Below are 23,681 nucleotides of genomic sequence, written 5' to 3'. Positions count from 1 at the left end.
TTACTTCAAACACACCAAGTGGATATCACCACAAGATTGAGATCAAGAGAAATTGTTTTCTATCTTTTATTTATACTAGGGTACACTAGAAGCCCATATTGATACTCTATTTTCTCACAAATTTAAAGAGGCTGTATCATTTTCTGTCTATAATCAGCAAATTGACGAATAGAATGAGCAATAGAGGCTGCCATTTGTTTTCTCCAATGAGGATCATTTAATAACTTTTCATCCTCTTTATTGGATAAATAACCTATCTCTATCAAGACTGAGGGTATATCTGAAGCTCTTAAAACTTGAAAATTAGCATACCGATGTGGGTTATTAATCAAGTTAATATGATTCTTTGATAAACTTGAAATAACACTATTTGCAAAATTAACCGAAAATGTATGTGTTTCACGTCGTGTAAGATCCATCAAAATATCTGTAACTTCGAGCGTTTCATCTGCAGGCAAACCATCAAGCAAATCAACTTTATTTTCATTTTCAGCTAAAGATTTTGCAATGGCATCAGAGGCTTTATCTGATATGGTATACACTGTGGCACCGCGAAGAGAATGTAGATCAATCGTATCTGCATGAATAGATATAAAAAGATCAGCATCAAACTCTTGCGCTTTTTTAACTCTTTCACTTAGTCTTAAAAAAATATTGGAATCTCGTGTTAAAGAAACGGTAATATGAGAATCCTTTTGTAATTCGTCTCGCAATGCACGCGCAAAGTCTAAAGTCACATCTTTTTCTAAAATTCCAGTAACACCCTGTGCACCACCATCAATACCACCATGACCAGGATCAAGAACAACACGGAAATTATATGCTGGCATTAGCTGTGTTTTTGTATCAAAATTGCTTCTTTGCTGTTTTTTTAATATCTCATCAAATTTTTCTTGTGTACTTTTACGAATATCAATCAGCAACTGCCATAAACCATTATTTAATTTTTTTACGACATTTTTTTCAACCACAAAAGCCGTTTTACTTGTCAAAATAATGCGTGAAGTCTGTATGTCAGAAAAAGCATAACGCACATCTGAAAGCATAATGGATAATGTATTCTGTTTCTTTAAAGGTGTATTTTGCATTGAAAAATCAATTGTAGGTAAATTGATCACCAAACGTGCCGGCCTATCCAAAATCTGTAAACGAACATTTGGTTTTAAATTAAAAACCGCAATAATACGCGTATGAACACTATCACCAATGGTTCTAAAATTAATAAGTCTTAGAGGATCTGCGGCTTGAACACTGGTTTGGAGTAGCAAAAAAGATAATAAAAAGTATGTGATGAACACAATAACATCCCCATAAGCTGTTTTCAGCTTTTTGGTAAAAAAAACTCTTATCATAAGCAAAATACTCTACACTACCTTTGTAATAATTTATCTTGGTTATATAAAATGATACACCAATTTATTCTCTATTTTTCAAGAAAAGCTAAATAAACACCCAAAAACGAAATTAAAGTCATAAAGATATTATAATTATACATGATTTACATTGTTACTTGCCAAACGCATGATATCAACATAAAAGAATATTTATGCTTCCTAGCTGATAATAGTCATCTAAATTATCTGTAACTCATATTAAGTTGTCTTTAGAGTTTTTTTGCCTATTATGCGTTGAGACTTTTTTATGGATGAAAAATTTCTATGTTATAACATTAGGATTGCATTACTTAAGATTCGTTGGTTCGGATATCCGAACTGTTTTAAAGATTATTTTACCGGAGACTTTTAAGAAATATGAGTCATAAAAAACAGATGGAAATAATGATGAGAAATGGTGTAAATGCAGTCATGCCTCTGCACGTGGTGTTCCGTCCTGTTTTTCTGGTACCTCCCTTTTATGGCAGACAGCCTTTTATGTTTACGAATAGTTATAGCGTTCGTTTGAATAAAATTGTGCATGTCGCCTTCAGGATATTAACTTATGTCAAACAAAATGCTTATAGATGCCTCCCATCCGGAGGAAACTCGTGTTGTTGTTGTTCACGGCAACAAAATTGAAGAACTTGATTTTGAATCAGAACATAGAAAACAGCTCAAGGGGAATATTTATCTCGCACGGATTACGCGTGTGGAACCGTCTCTCCAAGCAGCTTTTGTTGAATACGGTGGAAACCGCCATGGTTTTTTAACATTTTCTGAAATTCATCCTGATTATTATCAAATTCCTATTGCTGATCGCCTTGCTCTTCTTGAAGAAGAGGAAAAAGCAGCTGTAGGAGAAAATTCTGTAGATAGCTTTACGGAAGAAGCAACTAAAAATAAAAAACGCTCCAGAAGAACAAAAAAAAATGGAAAAAACAATGTCATAGCAGCCGATATTGAAAGTGACATCACATCTGAAGCGACAATAATTGATAATACAGAAGAAGCATTAAATGCCGATATCTCTGATGATGAGATCGAAATGGTCGGTGCTGAGGACATCCGTGAAGAGCTTCCAATTTATCAAAGAAAACAAGGGCGCCAGTATAAAATTCAAGAAGTGATTAAACGACGTCAAATTTTGTTGGTACAAGTCATCAAAGAAGAGCGTGGTAATAAAGGTGCTGCCCTTACAACATATCTATCTCTAGCTGGTCGTTACTCTGTTCTAATGCCCAACACAGCACGTGGTGGTGGTATTTCACGAAAAATTACGAACGTACAAGACCGTAAGCGTCTTAAAGAAATCGTAAAAGAATTAGCCGTTCCAAAAGGTATGGGCGTTATCTTACGAACTGCTGGTGCCAATAGAACAAAAGCTGAAATTAAACGTGATTATGAATATCTTATGCGGTTATGGGATACTATTCGCACTTTGACACTCGAGTCAACGGCGCCATGCCTTGTCCATGAAGAGAGTAATCTCATCAAGCGTTCTATACGAGATCTTTACAATAAAAACATTAGTGAAATTCTTGTCTCTGGAGACCAAGGATATCGTGAAGCGAAAGACTTTATGCGTATGCTCATGCCAAGTCATGCAAAAGTTGTGCAACCTTACCGTGATCCTACGCCCATTTTTGCACGAAATAATATTGAAATTCAACTTGATAAAATGTTGCAACCACAGGTTTCTTTAAAATCTGGTGGTTATCTTGTTATTAATCAAACAGAAGCACTTGTTGCTATTGACGTAAATTCTGGCCGCTCTACGAAAGAATTCTCTGTCGAAAAAACAGCCTTACAAACTAACCTTGAAGCTGCTGAAGAAGTTGCGCGTCAATTACGCTTGCGTGACCTTGCTGGTTTAATTGTGATTGATTTTATTGATATGCTTGAAGAACGCAATGTGAAGCTGGTCGAAAAAAAATTAAAAGATTGTTTAAAAAACGATCGTGCTCGTATTCAAGTAGGTCATATTTCACACTTCGGCCTTTTAGAAATGAGTCGTCAACGTATTCGCATATCGGTTTTAGAAAGTACAACACAGCCCTGCCCACATTGCGCAGGAACAGGAAATATACGTTCTGAATCATCAATTGCGTTGCATGTCATGCGCTCAATTGAAGAATATCTTCTTCATAATTCGCAACATAATATTATCGTGCGCACCCCCGTAGCAACAGCACTTTATGTATTAAATCATAAACGCAACATTCTTGTTAATTTAGAAGCTCGCTTTAAGCTTAATATTAGTATTGAAGCAGATGATAGTATTGGAACACAACATCTTGTTATTTCTAAAGGCTCAATAGCAGAGAGAACTTCTCAATCTTCATTGGAAGATGACAATAAGCAAGAAATTGAAGATTCTGTTTTCATAAAAAGTGAATCTATTGAAAATCCTTCTCCCATTGAAACAAACCAAAAGCGTCGGCGCAAAAATCGTCACGGTGAAATTACTGATCATTCTCTCTCCAACGTTCATAAAAAAGAAGATACCTTGAATGATGATTCTTATCGTCGAGGACGCCGTCGAGGACGTCGTGGTGGTCGACGCAATCAAGATAATAGTTTTCATCAGATTCGCGTTCCTTATGCAGAACCAGTGGGAGATTTTGCTAAGCAAGCTTTAGCAGAAATTAAAGCAGCGCATCGCAAACGTCGTGTTTCACCTGCTAAATCTTTTGAACTTGAAGAAACGAAAAATAATACACAAGCTCTAGATATACAACAACAGAGTGAATCTGAAAAAATTGATAAAAGTATTAAACCTAAAAAACGTAAAACACGTTCTTCAAAAGTAGTAGAAAATCAACTTCCTTTAGAGAATGACCAAAATATTGCAGAACAAAAATCTCCTGAAGAAAAACCTACAACCAGTTTTATGCGTAAAACTAAAACAAAAAAAGCAGATAAAGCTATTCATGAGGTAGAAGATAAAACTCTTGAAAAGAGTAAAAAATCAACACGTGGAACACGTAAAAAATCATCTTCTAAAGAGATAACGCAAATACAAAAAATATTAGAGAAAGAAACTGTAATCGAGATGGAGGAAGTTGTTGAAACCTCTCCTTCCCAAATCGAAGAAACAATTAATCAACCCGTTGTTATTTCATCAACGCCTAATGATTCTTCCAAAACTGAACGTATTGGGTGGTGGAAACGCAGAATTGTTTCGGAAAATTAAGGATTTTAAAAACCGCCACAGAAAACTGTGGCGGCTCAAATAAACAATTATAGAAAACGTTTCGACCAATTCTATGGTGGGGGTTTATTATTTTTGTTTTGCTTTTTCTTGCTCAGCCCGCATACGCTCTTCAATTTCTTTTTGCTTTGATTGAATGGCTTGCTGCAGCTTTATTTGTTCTTGTTGGAAATCTTTTTCCTCCATACCAGGACCGGTATAGGCTGCTGTAAACCCATTAAGAGAAAATTCAATAGGATTAGCTGAACCACGGAAATTAACTGTGGTTACAACCATTTTTGTACCACTTTTCATAGCTGCTATAAGCTTATCATCTAAGACATCATTAGCAATACAACTTGGTCCATTACAAATAATATAAGGAATTTTTTTAGAGAACTCGTCACCGATTTTAATGTGAACACCTTCTGGCAAAAAACGACCTGTAGGTACTTGAATACCTATACGTTTCTCATTTTGCTTTCCTTTTATTTCAACAAGATTAAAAGCCGTTAAAGGTTGTCCCGTATTCGATAATACAGTATTCATTGTATTACAAATATCAACATCATGCTGCTTACTGCAAACTTTGTACCAACCTTGTGATAAAGTTTGCGCATTTGCAGAAATACCAGCTATAAGAAAAAGGGCAGCGGCTCCAACTAATACTGAAACAGCAGAATAAACATTTTTATGCGACATGATTAAGTTAATCCTTTCAACGCGCTCTTAAGTAACTTCAAAAAAATATTAAATATAATTCCAACTTAAATTTATTAAATTATAATGAAATAACAATTAATTTTACTATTTTTACTTCAATATATAAAAAAAAGTCAAATTTAGAGAAAAAATACAACGAGCCATTCTAATTTTTATACACTCATATAATTCCCCTATTCATCACATTGGTATTGGATACAATCTATCTATAAAATACCTCTGTGCATTTAAACTAAGATTACACAAACGAATCAATATTGCAATATTAATTAGAATAAACTCTGATACTACTCTAAAAAACTTACTAATTAAACTTTTTACATTTATTACTCTTCATGTTAAGCTTATAGAGCCTTAGAAACAGGTTGTTGCAATGCATGAAGCTCCAAAATATCAGATAAATTTTACTGTTTTCCTTATGTGCCTCGTGTGATACACAAAAACAAAATCATCTACGATATTATTGAAACATTTAATGAATTAAAACCACTGATTGTCTAAAATTTCTGCATAATTGTAAGAGAGCTTTTTGCTAATGAACAATTTTCTGCCCTTGTTTACAAAATAATAGTGATACGCTTTTGTAATAAAAATTTTATATTCCATAGCGTTTAACTAAACAGTTTAGTTTAAAAATACGTTACTAAAGAAGTGCTTTTTTCTTAATTAAACAACACATTTTCTTAGAGAGAAAATCTATAACTGCTGAAAATATTTTATTTATAATAAACTTTCTTAAAATATAGTAACATATTAATTTATAATAATAATTTATCTTTTTTCTATATTGTATGAAAGATCCTAATAGCGCAAACCTCTCTTATATCGAATCAATAAAATTTATCCACTTGCACATCACAAGCGGAGTTAGTTTTATAGATAAAACTACTGAACAAAGGAATACCCCCCCCTATGAATCATCTCACGTGCCCAAAGCCATAATAAATTTATGCTCATATATTAAACATCTATTATTGCACTTCTGTACAAATATCATCTCTCAGTTTTATAACGTGAATAAAAAATATCATTTTGTTTCTCTATATAACACAACTTAGAGCTATAAAATATCTCTCTTATCGTATTAATAAAACAAGATTTATGATATGAGATGTATCGTCATTAAAATAATTAATCAGATAAAAATAAAAAAACTACAAAAAAAATATATATAAGTTTATTATTTAATATATATATATAATAAATATTATATGATAAGAACAATAGATACTATCTTATGTGTATAAAATTACTTTATTATAAATAATGATTAAAAACAAAAAATTAAAATATATTTTAACTATTATTTAGTATATTATCTTAATTTCTCTGTATTTGTATAAGTAAATTTTTAATTGTATATTCTCATAGCATTATTTTTTATGAATTTTCTAAACTATAATGTTACGAAAAATTAAGTATTTTTCTATTTTGAATATAATTCAACATAAATCAAATAAATAATTTTTAATTGAATAATTCTTCAACATGAAAACGCATACGATCTATAATATTCTTTTTCTTGTTTGGAAGCATTATATTATGTACTTCTTTAATGGTATTACAAAGCTTAGGTGCACTTTTTACAAACCAATTATCTTCTGTAAGACTATTTTTTATATCGTCAAATATTTGTTTTTCATAACTATAAGAGCCATCTGTTAGTAATTCTTTAATATCCCTGACTAAACTAGGACTTATTGAATTATTTGCGCCTTTAGCCCAACTAAAATCTTTATCTTTCCAATCAAAATCTTTGCGCAAAATAGCACCTATATCACTTTGCAATATATCCGCTAACGTATTGCAAGCAATAATAAATATGAGATAATTTTTCATTATCTCATCATCACCTCCACTTTTCTCATTCATTCCCCATTCATTAAACGTTTGAGTTTTTTTTAAATAGTCTTTTGCTTTAATCAACTTTTCTTCATACTCCCCTACTTCATACTCTCTCGCTATATGTATTCTAGAGATAATTTTTTGTTTTTTTTCAGCTAGATCCTGTAATTTCGAACCAAGATTATAATATTCATCCTTCAGAGTTTTCAGTTTTTTATATAACTTATTCCGTTCCTGTAAACGCTCATAGCATTCTGCTTTAGAAATATTTTTTTCCCAAATATCCAAATGAGATATACTTTCTTCAATAAATTGTATGCTCTCTTTAATATTCTTTCTTTTGTTTTTTAAATGTTGGTATTGTTCATCAGAAGATAACTCAGCATAAGCGTTTTTTACGCCATGTATTAAAGTGAGTAACAAAAAAACGATAGTTAGACACTTTTGTAATGAAGAAAGCATGCTATCTTTACCTAAATTATTTCTAAAAAATTTACAGGAGCTTATTAGCTTATTATATTGAAAGTGCTATTTATTGCTGTTAAGCCGTCTAATCTATTTCCTTCATTGTATCAATGCGTATATAATAAAAACCAAATAAATATATAATGGCTCTTTATTATAAACTTAAATTTTATTCTTATACAAAATCAATAACTGTTTGTTTTTATAGAATTATTTTGTAAAAATGAGTAACAATTCTAAAATAATAAAGATATTTTTTAAACAGAATGTTGTTCTGCCATTTCGACAAGCTGTGTCATAATATTCGCTGCTCCAACAAGCCTTTCATCCGCTGTGGACCAATCACGAATAAGAGCAATACTTTGATCTGGTCGGATTTTTGCCATTGAACCTTGTTTTCCCACCCACTGAACAAGAGCAACACTATTTGCGAAATAGTTATTACGAAACTGTATGACAATCCCCTTTGGTCCTGTATCTAATTTTTCTACATGCGCTTTTCGACACAATGTTTTGATATAAAAGACTTTAAGAAGGTGTTGAACCTCAAGGGGTAAAGGACCAAAGCGATCAATTAACTCCGCTGCAAATTCATCAATTTGTTCTAAATCATCAAGTTCTGTTAAACGACGATAAAGTCCCATACGTAACGATAAGTCAGGCACGAAACTTTCTGGTATCATCACTGTTGTACCAAGGGAAATTTGAGGTGACCATTGCTTATCTTCATTTAGCTCTCCATCTTTTAATTCAGCAACAGCTTCTTCAAGCATTTTTTGATAGAGTTCAAATCCAACTTCTTTGATATGCCCCGATTGCTCTTCACCTAAAAAATTGCCTGAACCGCGGATATCCATGTCATGGCTTGCCAATTGAAAACCGGCCCCTAAGGTGTCAAGAGATTGTAACACTTTAAGACGGCGATCAGCAGCAATTGTTAAAACTTTACCAGCAGGAAATGTAAAGAGAGCATACGCACGTTGTTTTGAACGTCCTACCCTACCACGTAACTGATAAAGGGCAGAAAGACCAAACATCTCAGCACGATGCACAATTAATGTATTGGCTGTTGGAATATCAAGACCTGATTCAATAATGGTTGTTGAGAGCAGCACATCATATTGTCCATCATAAAATGCATTCATAATATCATCAAGTTGTCCAGCCGGCATTTGTCCATGAGCCACAACGAATTTCAGTTCTGGCACATGTGTTTTGAGATATTCTTCTACAAAAGCCAGATCAGAAATACGAGGACAAACATAGAAACTTTGTCCACCACGATAATATTCTCGAAGCAGGGTCTCTCGTATAACAAGTGCATCAAAGGGTGAAATAAAAGTACGAACCGCCATTCTATCAATGGGGGGGGTTGTTATCAATGAAAGTTCACGTACACCCGATAAAGCTAACCCTAAAGTGCGTGGTATGGGAGTTGCTGAAAGTGTGAGAACATGAATATCACTTTTAAGCTCTTTTAAACGCTCTTTGTGTTTGACACCAAAATGCTGTTCCTCATCAATGATAAGAAGACCTAACCGTAAAAAATTAACTGCATCACTTAATAATGCATGGGTTCCAATGACAATATCGATTGTACCATCTGAAACACCTTTTTTTACTCGTGCAAGTTCTTTCGCTTTTACAAGCCTCGAAGCATGTCCAATTTTAACCGGTAATCCTTGAAAACGCGAAATAAATGTTTTGTAATGTTGACGTGAAAGCAAAGTTGTCGGTACAACAACAGCAACCTGATATCCATTTAATGCTGCAACAAAAGCACTTCGAATGGCTACTTCAGTTTTTCCAAAACCAACATCACCGCATATCAAGCGATCCATCGGCTTGCCTGAGGCTAGATCGTCCAAAACAGCATCAATTGCATTCATTTGATCTTCCGTTTCTTCATAGGGAAAGCAAGCAACAAACTCATCAAATGGTCCAATTGGTGGAAGTAAAGCAGGCGCAGCACGAGTCATACGCTCTGCAGCTATACGGATTAATTGCCCTGCCATTTCCAATAAATGTTTTTTAAGCCGAGCTTTACGTGCCTGCCAAGCAACACCTCCTAATTTATCTAAAGTTACCTCTGTTCCTTCTGAGCCATAACGTGAGAGAAGCTCAATATTTTCAACAGGTAAAAAGAGTAAATCACCTCCAGCATATCTAATTTCAAGGCAGTCTCGTAAAATTCCAGTGGTTCTGATGGTTTTAAGACCAACAAATTGGCCAATACCGTGGTCGATATGCACAACAATATCACCAGAATTTAAAGCAGAAATTTCAGAAATAAAATTTGTATTATTCTTACGCCGCTTTGGTGATCTGATGAAGCGATCACCTAGGATATCCTGCTCTGCTATAATAGCTAAATCTTCAGCCTCAAAACCATGTTCTATCATGATAACGGCTGCTAATATATGATCTCGTGGTGTTGCTTTGACAGTTTGCAAGGATTTTACAACATCTATTTTTTTTAATCCATGCTCGTCGAGAACTTGTACTAAACGATTGAGAGATCCTTCACTCCAACACGCTAAAAGTACTTTTTTGCCCGCAGCGCGTAAAGATGCGATGTGATCAATAACACTTGAAAAAACATTTTTTTCCTGCGCATTACGCTCTTTTACAAAATCATATCCCTGTTTAACATGTGCGTGAATAATAGTTTGTTCCAAACTTTGTGGAACATTAAAAGGAGAAAAATCAATACGCTGTGAAGATTGTTGCGCACCTTCCAAAACACGCTCTGGCGTTAAATAAAAAAGACTAGGATCTATTGGATGATAAGAAGTAGAATTTTTTTCATCACTTTCGCGCTCTTTGCGCGCATTATAATAGTCTTCAATAAGACGATAGCGCTCAATGAAAACTTCTTCTATAAGATGCTCAAAAACAAGCGGTAGGTTGCCACAATGGTCAAAAAAAGTGTCAAGCTCTTCATAAAAAAATGGAAGCCAATGTTCCATACCGGCAAAACGCCGACCTTGAGCAATTGCTTCATAAAGCATGTTATTTTTTTGTAATACACCAAATGTACGGGTATAATTGCTTTTAAATCGGCTGATGCGTTCTGGTGTAAGAACAACCTCACTCATTGCCTGTAATAAAAGTTCAGTTTTTTGGCCTGTTGTCCTTTGACTTTCTGGATCAAATACGCGGATACTTTCTAGGGTATCTCCAAAAAAATCAAGGCGTAAAGGTTCAACATCCATCGGAGAAAAGATATCAAGTATTCCTCCTCTTACAGCAAACTCACCAACATCACGGACAACCGTAACGCGTTCAAAACCATTGGTTTCTAGAAATTGAATAAGATTTCCCATGTTATTGCGCTGGCCAACACGTGCGTGAATAAGCTGAGCTTCTATCATTTCACGAGGAGGCAACTTTTGCATAATTGCATTTGCTGTTGTTAATATAATTGCAGAATATGGATCTTTCCGTAAATTTGCTATGTGTGCCAATGTTGATAGTCGACGTGCCATAACAGCAATTCCTGGTGATACGCGATCATAAGGCAAACAATCCCATGCAGGAAATTGAAGTACGGGTAAATTGGGTTCAATAAAATTTAAAACTTGTTGTAAATGCGCAATTTTTGTTCCGTCACGGACAACATAGATGAGCGGTTTACCTTGTGCAATTTCTGAACTTAATTTAGCAAGCGCAAAGGCTTCAAATCCATCAGTAACGCCATCTAAAATCATACGAACAGAATTATTTTTGGGAATAACAATTTTTTTAAATATAGGCATCGGGATTAATAACTTAAGCAAGTACGATAATTGGCAATATCACGGAAAAGTGGACTATCAACTTCAGAGGGGGGCAAAATTTCTCCAGTAATCCATGTGAGTAAATCACGATCATCAAAAGACATAATATACTCAAGCTCAGAGAGCGTTTTATCATTCATCCCAGTAATATGAGCATCGACATAATGTCCAAAAATGAGATCCATTTCACGAATACCGCGATGCCATGCACGAAAAATCAATCGACGACGACGAGCATCTAATTGATTTTTGTCAACGACAAAAACTGTCATAAAAAATCTCCTTTAATAAAGTAATATAAACTATTCAATTAGTCGTATAAAATTTTTACCTTGCTTTAAGGAAGTTCTATAATCTTTTGTTCTTTAAGTGTAATTCGACGATGCATTTGCTTAGCCAAAGCGTAATTATGTGTTGCAATAAGAGCAGAAAGACCAGACTGACGAACAAGGATAGATAAAGCTTGAAAGACATAAGTTGAAGTTACTGGATCAAGATTTCCTGTAGGTTCATCAGCCAAAAGAACCGAAGGGCCATTTGCTACTGCACGTGCAATAGCAACACGTTGTTGTTCTCCTCCCGATAACTCTGAGGGACGATGGTTCGCACGATGAGAAATACGCAGATACGTCAATAATTTGCGTGCACGATCTTCTGCTATGGATTTTTTTAATCCTGCTATCATTTGCGGTATCATGACATTTTCTAACGCCGTAAACTCTGGAAGTAAATGATGAAATTGATAAACAAAACCAATATCATTTCGTCTTATAGCTGTTCGCTCACTATCAGAGCGCTTTGCACAAGAAACACCTCGTAACATCACATCACCAGCGGTTGGTTTTTCTAATAATCCAGCAATATGAAGAAGTGTTGATTTTCCAGCACCAGATGGTGCAACAAGTGCAACAAGCTCTCCACGATTAAGAGTAAAATTCGCTTTATCTAAAACAATGAGCGGCTTATGACCCTCGAAAAAGCGTCTTTCAATCTCTACAAGCTCTAAAATAGCTGTCATTATTCATACCTCAAAGCTTGTACGGGATCTAGCTTAGCAGCACGCCATGCCGGAATGAGAGCAGCAAGAAATGACAAGAATAAAGCCATCATAGCAACCAAGATGGTCTGTTTCCACTCAATTTGTGCAGGCAATTTTGTTAAAAAATAAAGTTGAGGATTAAAAACGTCGACATTAAATAACCAAGAGATAAAATCTTGGATATGATTAATATTCGCGGTCGCGATAACACCTAAAATTAAGCCCAATATCGTTCCAATAAAACCAATCATCATTCCTGTAATGATAAATATACGCAAAATCGCACTTTGTTGAGCACCCATCGTGCGTAAAATTGCAATATCATGACTTTTATCTTTTACAAGCATAATCAGTCCTGAAATAATATTTAAAGCAGCAACAAGAACGATCAGAGAAAGAATGAAAAACATAACATTTCGTTCAATCTGTAAAGCTGAAAAAAAAGCCTGATTACGTGTACGCCAATCAATTAAATAAACCTGTTGATCAACTGCTTTTTCTACAACGGGTTTTATTTGATCAACTGCATCAGGATCATTTAAAAATAACTCTAAAGACTGAACCTTATCGCCTAAATTAAAAAACATTTGTGCTTCATGAAGAGGCATAAAGACAAATATTGAATCGTATTCAGACATACCAACTTCAAAAATAGCAACGACTTTATAAGCTTTCACTCGTGGCGTAACGCCAAAAGGAGTCTCATCACCATCTGGAGTAATGATACGAATATCTCTTCCAACTGTTAATCCTAATTTTTCTGCTAAGCCACTTCCAATTGCAACACCTTCTTCTTGATCAAACCGAGAAATCGATCCTAATTTAATATTTTGAGAGACTGTTTTAAGCTTATCTAGATCTTGTTTGCGCATACCACGAACTAACGCGCCAGAGCCACCTTGAACTTCACCTTGAACAAGTGCTTGACCTTCAATAACAGGCAAAGCAAACTTCACGCCATTTGTAGTTTCTAAAGAAGAAATAAGAGTCTTATAATCAGCAAAACCAGAATCAACTGTTTGAATAATAAGATGCCCATTCATACCAAGAATACGATTGAGAAGTTCTGTACGAAAGCCATTCATCACCGCCATAACAACGACCAGAGCAAATACGCCCAACATAATCCCAATAAGAGAAATAATTGAAATAACAGAGGCAACGACATGTTTTTTATTGGGAATCATATAACGAAAAGCGATCATCCACTCATAAGATGAAAAACCTTTATTTTTCAGCCTCTTCATAACATTTCCTATTAAATTATAGAAAGTTGGCTGAGCACATCTTCAACCTTTAGAGATTTTTTTATTCCTGTTTTTCGATCTTTAATTTCAACTTCATTTTGTGCAATGCTGTTAGGACCAACAATAATTTGCGTTGGCAAACCAATCAAATCCATTGTTGCAAATTTTGATCCAGGGCGTTCATTTCTATCATCTAATAACGGATCAAAACCAACCTTCTTTAATCCCTGATAGAGAAACTCACATGCCTGTGTGCATTTTTCATCATCGGGCTTCATATTGATAATCCCAAAATCAAACGGTGCCATCGACTTTGGCCAAATAATACCATTTTCATCATGAGAAGCCTCAATAGCGGCCGCAACAAGACGCGAAGGCCCAATACCATAAGATCCCATAGAGACCACATGCTCTTTTCCATCTTGTCCCATAACTTTTGCTCCCATTGGAGCAGAATATTTAGTACCAAAGTGGAAAATATGCCCTACTTCAATACCGCGCGCTGAAAGACGATTATGATCAGAAACTTTAGCCCACTCCTCTTCATTATGCATTTCTTCCGTTGCTGCATAAAAAGATGTCCATTGCTTAACAATATCATCTAAAACAGCTTTATCACTAAAATCGATTGAACTATCTGGAACGGTAAGTTCAAGAAATTGTTTATCACAGAAGATAGCACTCTCTCCTGTTTCAGCCAAAATGATAAATTCATGACTGAGTTCCCCCCCTATTGGACCTGTATCTGCACGCATAGGAATTGCTTTTAAGCCAAGGCGAGAAAAAGTGCGTAAATAAGCAACAAACATACGATTATAAGATGTTTTAGAGCCCTCATAATCAAGATCAAAAGAATAAGCATCTTTCATTAAAAATTCTCGTGCTCGCATCACACCAAAACGTGGACGAATTTCATCACGAAATTTCCATTGAATATGATACAAATTAAGCGGAAGATCTTTATAAGAACGAACATATGAGCGAAAAATATCTGTTACCATCTCTTCATTGGTTGGACCATAAAGTAAATCACGCTTTTGACGATCTTTAATGCGGAGCATTTCCAAACCATAATCATCATAACGACCGCTTTCACGCCAAAGATCAGCAGACTGAATTGTAGGCATCAATATTTCTATTGCACCCGCACGTTCTTGCTCTTCACGAATAATTTTACAAACTTTATCAAGCACTTTTTTTCCCAAAGGAAGCCAAGAATAAATCCCTGATGTTTGTTGTCGAATCATTCCAGCGCGCAACATGAAGCGATGAGAAACAATTTCTGCTTCTTTAGGATTCTCTTTTAAAAGTGGAAGGAAATATTGAGAAAGACGCATTGAAATAATTAACTCCTAATCAGACCTATCATATCGGAACAATTTATCACACCCTCTATTCATCTATAGCCGCATTCTGAATACTTGCAAATATAACGATCTTATCATTTAAAAATTTATTGTGCTTTATTCTCTATTTTTCTTATTTAGCAATAAAATAAAAATGCTCTTCTCTTTTTAAATAACGTAATAGGAAAGTTCTTTTATTTTGACCGATGTAAAAAAACTGTACAGATAGGTTTTTTTTGCCAAATTTCATGAACAGCCGCTCTTACTGCACGTCGTGTTGCCTCTCGAATAAGTTCATTATTTTTCTGTTTCATGCGTGGGATATTATAAACTGTATTTTCTACGATATCTAAAAGAATATCTTTTAAACTTTCCCCCTTTCCATTACTTTCAGGTAACCCGAATGTTGTTAGACCGATATCCCCTAATAATTCATGCTTACTATTTATATGGAGAGAAATAGTAACATGACCAGCATAACTTAGTTTGCGGCGTTCACGAATCCCTAATTCATCTTCATCTCCAATTAGGCAACCATCCTTATAGATGCGGCCAACAGGAACTTGATCAATAACTTCTACAGGCTCTGGTGCAAGACGTAACATATGGCCATTTCTGATATCTATAACAGTTTTAATACCTGCTTGACGTGCTAAAGTTGCCTGAGCCTTAAGATGCATTGCTTCCCCATGTACGGGGACAAGTATTTGTGGCTTTATCCAATCATACATCTGCAAAAGTTCTGAACGACGAGGATGGCCTGAAACATGAACAAGTGCATCTTCATTCGTAATAATTTTAATACCCAAATCAATGAAACGATTTTGTACCTCAATAATCGCTTTTTCATTTCCTGGAATACTTCGTGATGAATAAATAACGGTATCACCAGTGGAAAGTGCAATATTTTTCATTCCATCACGTGACAGTTTAGCCAAAGCAGCACATGGCTCACCTTGGCTCCCTGTGACAATTAAAACAAGATCTTTTCGCGAGATGTAGCCATAATCATCTTCCGTCACAAATGGTGCTAAACCATTCATATAACCAAGCTCTTGTGCAACCATAATACTTCGCTTAAGGGAACGCCCAATGACGAGTACCTTACGCCCAGAAGCTTCAGCGGCAAGAGCAATAGAACGTATCCGACCAATATTAGAAGCAAAAGTCGCTATCGCAACGCGCCCTTCAGCTTTTAAAATAATCTCAGAAAGACTGGTTTGAACCTGCTGCTCTGATGGAGATATACCATCCCGACACGCATTTGTGGAATCACAAAGTAATGCTAAAACACCTTTTTTGCCTAAAGCACGAAACCTTTTTTCATCGGTTAGAGCCCCGAGTGAAGGGGTATGATCAATTTTCCAATCACCCGTATGGATTACGGTCCCTAAAGACGTTGTAATTGCCAAAGAGACAGATTCTGGTATTGAATGGTTAACGGCTATAGCCTCTACAGCAAAGGAACCTACCTGAAAACAATCACCAGCTTGAAAAATATTACATGAAATTTTATGAAATTCAAAATCTGCTTGCCTTTTACTTTCTAATAATCCTGCCGTAAAAGGCGTACAGTAAATTGGAACTTGTAACTTTGGCCATAAATCAAGAACGGCTCCATAATGATCTTCATGTGCATGTGTTAAAACAAGACCCCGTATATTATGTTTTTCACTTTCTAGAAAACGAATATCAGGCAAAACAAGATCGACACCTGGTAATTCAAAACCAGCAAAACTAACTCCCATATCAACAAGCAGCCACTCACGAAGATTTTGGGGACCAAATCCATAAGCAGCGAGATTCATCCCTATTTCACCTACACCTCCTAAAGGTAAAAAAACAAATTCACATCTATTGGCTGCAACCATAAACATCTCCCAAATCATTAAGGTATTTGATGATAAAATAATTCTTCAATAACGGCCTGCATTAACAGAATCAGCCAAACCAAAATGAACATCCCCAGCTGTTATAATGGCTGTCTGACCGTCTTTTTGCTTTATGATGCAGTTAAAATCACTATCAAGACCATCAAAAATACCCTCAATGACTTTTTCATCATTCACCACTTTGACATGTTTCCCAAGGTGAGCGGAATATAAAAGCCATTTTTTTCGGATTATTTCACATCCTCCTAATTGTTTCCAAAGAAGGTAATTTTTAGAAAAACACTCCGTCAAAACCGTAAATAATTGTTCTGCATCAATATGCAAACCGATATTCTTTAAGCTTGAAGTGGAATAAGGTGCATCTTCATAATTATATTTCACATTTATTCCAATACCAATAACCAAAGCATATTGTTGTGATGATAATTGTAAAATCTCAAGCAAAACTCCAGAGCTTTTTTCTCCTCTGAGCAAAATATCGTTTGGCCATTTTAAGCTCACAATATTGTTTGTCTGCTTTTCCTCTTTTATCAATTGTTTTATTGCCTCTGCCACACTTACTCCAGCAACAAAACCAAGTTGAGCCGCAGTTTGATGAACAATACCATCAATTAATAAAAGACTAGAATAAAGGTTCCCTTTTGGACTAGACCAAGTCCTCCCTCTTCTCGCTCTTCCCTGTGATTGTTCTTGTGCAACAATCCAAAGATTACCTTGATGACCAGTTTGCGCTTTTCGTTGCGCAATGAGATTTGTTGAATCAACACTATCGTACGCTTCAACAGTATATCCCTGTTTTTGTGCAAAATCTGATAAAGTATAAACCATATTCATTAAAACAATGCTGCTGCTGCTTTTTCTGCTAACTCAACGAACCAAACCCCAAAAAGCGCGTAAAATAAAATAAAGAATGCAGAAAGACCAAGACAAAATTGAAGCTCTTTCGATAAAGCAACAAAATGCACTTTTGCATCATCAAACCACATAATTTTAATGACTCGTAAATAGTAAAAAGCTCCAACGACAGATGCTATCATCCCAACGACTGCAAGTGACGTCAGACCAGCATGGACAGCAGCAGAAAATGTATACCACTTCCCAAAAAAACCAGCCATAGGTGGTATACTGGCTAAAGAGAAAAGCTGTATTGTCATAACAATAGCCATAAACGGATTTGTCTTTGCTAACCCTGAAAGATCGTAAATATTTTCAACATTGCCATTCTGAGAGCGCATTCCAAGAATAAAAGCAAATGAGCCAATCGTCATTCCAAGATAAATCGTCATATAAAGAATAACACTTTTTATTCCTAGCATATCTCCAGCAGATAAACCAACAAGTGCATAGCCCATATGACTGATCGACGAATAAGCCATTAAGCGCTTAATATTATTTTGACCAATTGCAGCAAATGCACCAAGTATCATTGATGCAATCGCCATGAAGACCAAAATTTGTTGCCATGCAGGCATCACGTTATCAACATGCCCTAGAGGAATAAAGGTCATCACAATAATACGGATGATTAAAGCCATTGCTGCAACTTTAGGGGCACCAGCAAAAAATGCTGTAATCGGTGTTGGTGCTCCTTCATAAACATCCGGTGTCCACATATGAAATGGAACAGCAGAAATTTTGAAAGCCAAACCAGCTAAAATAAAGACAATTCCAAAAATGACCCCCAATTGTACATTTTTACCTTTTAAAGCAAGAGCAATTTCGTGAAAACCAATTTGACCGGTAAAACCATAAAGTAAAGAAATACCATAAAGCAGCAACCCTGAAGATAATGCTCCTAAAACAAAGTATTTTATACCAGATTCAGAAGATTTTACATTATTACGATTAATCGCTGCTAAAACATATAAAGCTAAAGATTGCAGTTCTAAGCCCATATAAAGCGACAGCATATTACCCGCTGAAATCATAAACATCATTCCAAGAGTTGCGAAAAGAACAAGCACTGGAAATTCAAATATATCCAACTTTTGTGCATTTGCAAAACTAACAGACATGATAAGAGAAAAGAGTGCACCAATAAGCATTAAAATTTTCATATAACGACTAAAGGAATCGATAACGAGCGCATTGGTTTGAAATGAACCATTTTTCGGAAAAACTATAAGGATAATAATGGTTGCCACAAGAAGTGCTATGGTTAAACCTGTCACTGTTAAAGAAGCACGTGTATTGGAATAAACACCAATCATAAGCAGCACGACAGCTCCTAATGCAATTAAAAGCTCTGGAAGAATTAAGACTAATTGCGCTATTATTTCAGTTTGCATGTGCATTCTTCCCTTATCTAGTGCAGTTTATGGATGAGGGTTTCTACGGAAAACGCCATTGCCTTAAGAATAGGCGTTGGATAGATACCAAAGAATATTGTAAGAATAACCATTGGATAAAGAAGGAATTTTTCTCTTAAAGAAAGATCTATTAATACTTTTAAATTCTCTTTATCCAAGGAACCAAAAACCACACGCCGATAAAGATAAAGGGCATAGGCTGCCGATAAAATAACACCCGTTGTTGCTAAAACAACAACCAATTTATTTACTTGAAAAACACCTATTAAGGTTAAAAATTCACCCAAAAACCCTGAACTCCCGGGTAAACCAACATTCGCCATAGTGAAGATCAAAAAAACAACAGCATATTTGGGCATGTTATTCACTAAACCACCAAAAGCTGCAATTTCACGTGTATGCAAACGATCATAGATAACCCCAACACAAAGAAATAAAGCTGCTGAAACAATTCCATGTGAGAGCATCTGATAAATAGCCCCTTGTATCCCTTGCTCATTCGCAGCAAAAATGCCCATTGTCACATACCCCATATGCGCTATTGAAGAATAAGCAATAAGTTTTTTGATGTCACTTTGAACAAGTGCAACCAACGACGTATAAATAATAGCAATAAGCGATAATATGAAAACCAAAGGTGCAAAATCTGCTGAAGCTATAGGAAACATTGGTAAAGAAAAACGAAGAAAACCATACCCACCTAATTTGAGTAAGACACCCGCTAAAATAACAGAACCCGCTGTCGGTGCTTCTACGTGAGCATCAGGAAGCCATGTATGAACTGGCCACATCGGCATTTTAACAGCAAAAGAAGCAAAAAATGCAAGCCATAACCATATTTGCATATGAGCAGGAAACTGATAATTTAGTAAAGTCGGTATATCAAGTGTTCCAGCCTCCCAGTACATAGCCATAAGAGCAACCAACATAAGCACTGAACCAAGTAAGGTGTATAAGAAAAACTTAATACTTGCATAAACACGACGTGCTCCACCCCACACACCGATAATGATAAACATTGGAATAAGGCTGCCTTCAAAAAAAACATAAAATAATATTGCGTCAAGAGCACAAAAGACTCCAATAATCGCAACTTCAAGAAGCAGAAAAGCAATCATATAGGCTTTTAATCTCTCCTTAACATTCACCCAACTTGCTAAAATACAAAAAGGCAAAAGAAAAGCCGAGAGAACAACAAAAAGAATAGAAATGCCATCAACCCCCATATGATAGCTAATACCATTCCCTAACCAATTGAACTTTTCAACCATTTGAAAATTTTGGTTGCTAGAATCAAATCCTATCCAAATAATTAAAGAAATAATAAAAACAAATATAGTCGTAAAAAATGCAACATTACGTATATTATTGCGAGCTGCTTCACTATCATCTTTGATAAATAAAATCAGAAGCACACCAACAAGCGGCAAAAATGTAACCGTAGAAAGAATAGGCCAATCGATCATTGGTTTACGCCCCCAATCATCATCCATGTAATGAGCAATGCAACACCTATAAGCATCGCAAATGCATAGTGATAAAGATAGCCTGTCTGTATTCGAACAACTCTATTTGTAATATCAACAACACGTGCTGCAATACCATTCGGACCTAGACCATCAATAATTTTACCGTCTCCTATTTTCCAAAGAAAAGAACCAATTCTAAAGGTAGGACGAACAAATAAAAAGTTATATAATTGATCAAAATACCATTTTTGGTAAAGAAAGTGATACACTCTTGGCATAATACACGCCATTTTCTTGGGAAGAGAAGGAGCCACAATATAGAATAAATAGGCCAACATAAATCCAAGAACCATTGCTACAAAAGGCGACCATTTTACCCAATTAAAAACATGGTGGGCATCATGAAGAATGTGATTGTGGCTGCTTGTAAACAATGCTCCCTTCCAAAAAGTATCGTATAAATCACCAAAAAAATAAGGTTGGAAAATAACACCAGCAAACATTGCTCCAATAGATAAAATAAAGAGAGGAATTAACATCACTGGAGGCGATTCGTGTACATGATGCATAACATCAACAGTTGCCCGCGGCTTACCATGAAATGTCATAAAGATAAGTCGCCATGAATAAAAGCTTGTTAATAAGGCTGCAAAAACCAGAAGATAAAAAGCATACCCTGAAGCAATATTATGGGATGCAAAAGCAGACTCTATAATCGCATCTTTTGAGAAAAAACCAGCAGTCCCGAAAAATGTTCCTGGAATTCCAACACCGGTTAATGCAATCGTTCCTACCATCATCATCCAATAGGTGACTTTTATATGTTTGCGTAACCCGCCCATTTTTCGCATATCTTGTTCATCAGATACAGCATGAATGACAGAGCCCGCACCAAGAAACAATAAGGCTTTAAAAAAAGCATGCGTAAAAAGATGAAAGACAGCAGCGCCATAAGCTCCAACGCCTAATGCAACAAACATATAACCAAGTTGAGAGCATGTAGAATAAGCAATAACGCGCTTAATATCATTCTGCACCAACCCCACAGTTGCGGCAAAAAACGCCGTTGTTGCTCCAACAATAATAATCACGGTCAAAGCTAACGAAGAAAGTTCAAAAATTGGCGACATACGCGCAACCATAAAAACACCAGCCGTTACCATTGTGGCGGCATGAATAAGCGCTGATACAGGGGTTGGCCCTTCCATTGCATCAGGCAGCCAAGTGTGTAAAAGAAATTGTGCCGATTTTCCCATCGCACCAATAAATAATAACAGACATGTAATGGTAATTGCCGTCTGCCCATCAAACTGCCAACCTAAAAATGTCATATTTTGTATAAAGCTATTGTTTGCAGCTTTTGCAAAAATAGAGGCAAAATCAACCGATTGAAACAAAACAAAAATACTAAAGATTCCTAAGAGAAAACCAAAATCTCCAACACGATTGACCACAAAAGCTTTCATTGCAGCCTTATTAGCAGAATCGCGCTGAAACCAAAAACCAATTAAGAGATAAGAAGCAAGTCCTACACCTTCCCATCCAAAAAACATTTGGATCAAATTATTGGAGGTCACCAACATAAGCATCATAAATGTAAACAAAGAAAGATAAGAAAAAAAACGGGACCTTGAAGGATCATGGTGCATATAACCAATTGAATAAATATGCACCAATGCCGAAACACTGTTTACAACAATAAGCATGACAGCTGTTAATGTATCAACATGTAAAGCCCAGTTAAAGCTTAAGTCACCAACAGTTATCCAATGTAATACCAATATATCAATCGCTGGAATATGACCAAGTGCAATTCTGAAAAAGGCTACCCACGACAATATGGCAACAATCACCATAAAGCTACATGTTATCAATTCACTCGCACGATCTCCTATCGTTTTCCCACCTAATGCAGCAATGAGAAAACCCAAAAGAGGAAGAAATACAATCGTATAATACATCACTGGTTAGCCTTTCATTACATTAACATCTTCAACCGCAATGGAACCACGATTACGGAAAAAAACGACAAGAATTGCTAAACCAATGGCAGCTTCAGCAGCTGCTACAGTTAAGACAAATAAAGCGAATACCTGACCAACGAGATCATGAAGAAAAGCTGAAAATGCAACAAAATTGAGATTAACTGAAAGCAACATAAGCTCAATGGACATCAAGATAATAATCACGTTTTTTCTGTTGAGAAAAATTCCAGCAATACCAATTGTAAACATCAAAGCAGAAACAGTGAGATAATGAGTAATATCAATATACATCTACATAGCCCCCCTTAAATACCTTTGCCTGATTCAACTTGTTTGATTTCAATGGCACTTTCTACCGTTCTAGAAACTTGTTCCGCAATAGATTGCCGCTTTACTCCTAATTTATGACGAAGTGTTAAAACAATAGCTCCAATCATTGCAACCAATAAAATCATTCCAGCAATTTGAAAATAGAAAACATAATCCGTATAGAGAATATCACCTAATGCTTGTGTATTTGTTCGCTGCGCTAAATCTGGCATTGGTTGCGTAACATGCGTTCTCAAGACTGGAGAAAAATAGCTACTCATAAAAACAACAATCAATTCTACAGCGATAATAATGCCAATAAGAGCCCCAATCGGAGCATACCGAAGAGTTCCACTCTTTAACTCAGCAAAATCAACATCAAGCATCATAACGACAAATAAAAATAAAACAGCGACAGCTCCAACATAAACAACAAGCAGAATAAGCCCCAAAAACTCTGCTCCTGCAAGTAAAAACAAAGCTGCTGCATTAAAAAATGCGAGGATTAAAAACAAAACAGAATGCACTGGATTGCGTGCTGTAATAACAATAACTGCACTTGTTAGCATAATAAAAGCAAACAAATAGAAAAATGCCGCCGCTAGATCTGTTAGCATAGGCTTCTCCTTAATTATTCAAACAATTGGTATAAACTTCATACCAGATTACAATTTATCGGAAAAATATCCGACACCTCATTTAACGAT

At 35.6% G+C, this 23,681-nt stretch carries 16 protein-coding genes; 1 reads left to right on the top strand and 15 read right to left on the bottom strand.

What is annotated here, in order from left to right:
- Nucleotides 1-122: 122 nt before the first annotated feature.
- Complete coding sequence (locus ACFIJJ_RS04470; RefSeq protein WP_375623250.1) at nt 123-1,352, bottom strand: N-acetylmuramoyl-L-alanine amidase; 1,230 nt, start codon at nt 1,350-1,352, stop codon at nt 123-125.
- 586 nt (nt 1,353-1,938) lie between these two features.
- Between ACFIJJ_RS04470 and ACFIJJ_RS04465 the strand changes: the two genes are divergently transcribed.
- Complete coding sequence (locus ACFIJJ_RS04465; protein WP_375623252.1) at nt 1,939-4,569, top strand: ribonuclease E/G; 2,631 nt, start codon at nt 1,939-1,941, stop codon at nt 4,567-4,569.
- Between the two features lie 87 nt (nt 4,570-4,656).
- On the opposite strand, the gene ACFIJJ_RS04460 is transcribed toward ACFIJJ_RS04465, so the two are convergent.
- From ACFIJJ_RS04460 to ACFIJJ_RS04395, 14 genes are all read right to left on the bottom strand, one after another.
- Entirely contained in the window at nt 4,657-5,268 is a 612-nt protein-coding gene (locus tag ACFIJJ_RS04460) for an invasion associated locus B family protein (protein ID WP_273791265.1), read from the bottom strand.
- Between the two features lie 1,488 nt (nt 5,269-6,756).
- On the bottom strand, nt 6,757-7,596 hold the full coding sequence (locus ACFIJJ_RS04455) for a hypothetical protein (RefSeq protein WP_375646070.1): 840 nt from the start codon (nt 7,594-7,596) through the stop codon (nt 6,757-6,759).
- A 260-nt stretch (nt 7,597-7,856) separates the two neighbouring features.
- A complete protein-coding gene (mfd, locus tag ACFIJJ_RS04450) occupies nt 7,857-11,357 on the bottom strand; it encodes a transcription-repair coupling factor (protein ID WP_375646068.1) in 3,501 nt (1,166 codons plus the stop codon).
- A 5-nt stretch (nt 11,358-11,362) separates the two neighbouring features.
- Nucleotides 11,363-11,650: a succinate dehydrogenase assembly factor 2 gene (locus ACFIJJ_RS04445; RefSeq protein WP_375611887.1), complete on the bottom strand. Its 288-nt coding sequence runs from the start codon at nt 11,648-11,650 to the stop codon at nt 11,363-11,365.
- 65 nt (nt 11,651-11,715) lie between these two features.
- On the bottom strand, nt 11,716-12,396 hold the full coding sequence (locus ACFIJJ_RS04440) for an ABC transporter ATP-binding protein (RefSeq protein ID WP_375646067.1): 681 nt from the start codon (nt 12,394-12,396) through the stop codon (nt 11,716-11,718).
- Nucleotides 12,396-13,664, bottom strand: coding sequence for a lipoprotein-releasing ABC transporter permease subunit (locus ACFIJJ_RS04435; protein ID WP_375646064.1), 1,269 nt, complete (start codon nt 13,662-13,664; stop codon nt 12,396-12,398). Before ACFIJJ_RS04435 ends, ACFIJJ_RS04440 begins: the two co-directional genes overlap by 1 nt.
- Nucleotides 13,665-13,675: 11 nt before the next feature.
- Entirely contained in the window at nt 13,676-15,001 is a 1,326-nt protein-coding gene (gene proS / locus ACFIJJ_RS04430; protein WP_375623265.1) for a proline--tRNA ligase, read from the bottom strand.
- A 203-nt stretch (nt 15,002-15,204) separates the two neighbouring features.
- Entirely contained in the window at nt 15,205-16,881 is a 1,677-nt protein-coding gene (locus ACFIJJ_RS04425) for a ribonuclease J (RefSeq protein ID WP_375646062.1), read from the bottom strand.
- A 45-nt stretch (nt 16,882-16,926) separates the two neighbouring features.
- On the bottom strand, nt 16,927-17,736 hold the full coding sequence (locus ACFIJJ_RS04420; RefSeq protein WP_375646060.1) for a biotin--[acetyl-CoA-carboxylase] ligase: 810 nt from the start codon (nt 17,734-17,736) through the stop codon (nt 16,927-16,929).
- A complete protein-coding gene (gene nuoN / locus ACFIJJ_RS04415) occupies nt 17,736-19,190 on the bottom strand; it encodes an NADH-quinone oxidoreductase subunit NuoN (RefSeq protein ID WP_375623271.1) in 1,455 nt (484 codons plus the stop codon). The genes ACFIJJ_RS04420 and nuoN overlap by 1 nt, the downstream gene beginning before the upstream one ends.
- 17 nt (nt 19,191-19,207) lie before the next feature.
- Nucleotides 19,208-20,677, bottom strand: coding sequence for an NADH-quinone oxidoreductase subunit M (locus tag ACFIJJ_RS04410; RefSeq protein ID WP_375646130.1), 1,470 nt, complete (start codon nt 20,675-20,677; stop codon nt 19,208-19,210).
- Nucleotides 20,674-22,641, bottom strand: a complete 1,968-nt coding sequence (nuoL, locus tag ACFIJJ_RS04405; RefSeq protein ID WP_375646128.1) for an NADH-quinone oxidoreductase subunit L — start codon at nt 22,639-22,641, stop codon at nt 20,674-20,676. The genes ACFIJJ_RS04410 and nuoL overlap by 4 nt, the downstream gene beginning before the upstream one ends.
- A 6-nt stretch (nt 22,642-22,647) precedes the next feature.
- Nucleotides 22,648-22,956: an NADH-quinone oxidoreductase subunit NuoK gene (nuoK, locus tag ACFIJJ_RS04400; RefSeq protein WP_375623273.1), complete on the bottom strand. Its 309-nt coding sequence runs from the start codon at nt 22,954-22,956 to the stop codon at nt 22,648-22,650.
- Between the two features lie 14 nt (nt 22,957-22,970).
- Entirely contained in the window at nt 22,971-23,591 is a 621-nt protein-coding gene (locus ACFIJJ_RS04395) for an NADH-quinone oxidoreductase subunit J (RefSeq protein WP_375623275.1), read from the bottom strand.
- Nucleotides 23,592-23,681: the final 90 nt, after the last annotated feature.

This window comes from Bartonella sp. TT29SHDZB (genome assembly GCF_042193395.1).
In the GTDB taxonomy this organism is placed as follows: domain Bacteria; phylum Pseudomonadota; class Alphaproteobacteria; order Rhizobiales; family Rhizobiaceae; genus Bartonella.
This window is presented reverse-complemented; position numbering and strand designations above follow the sequence as displayed.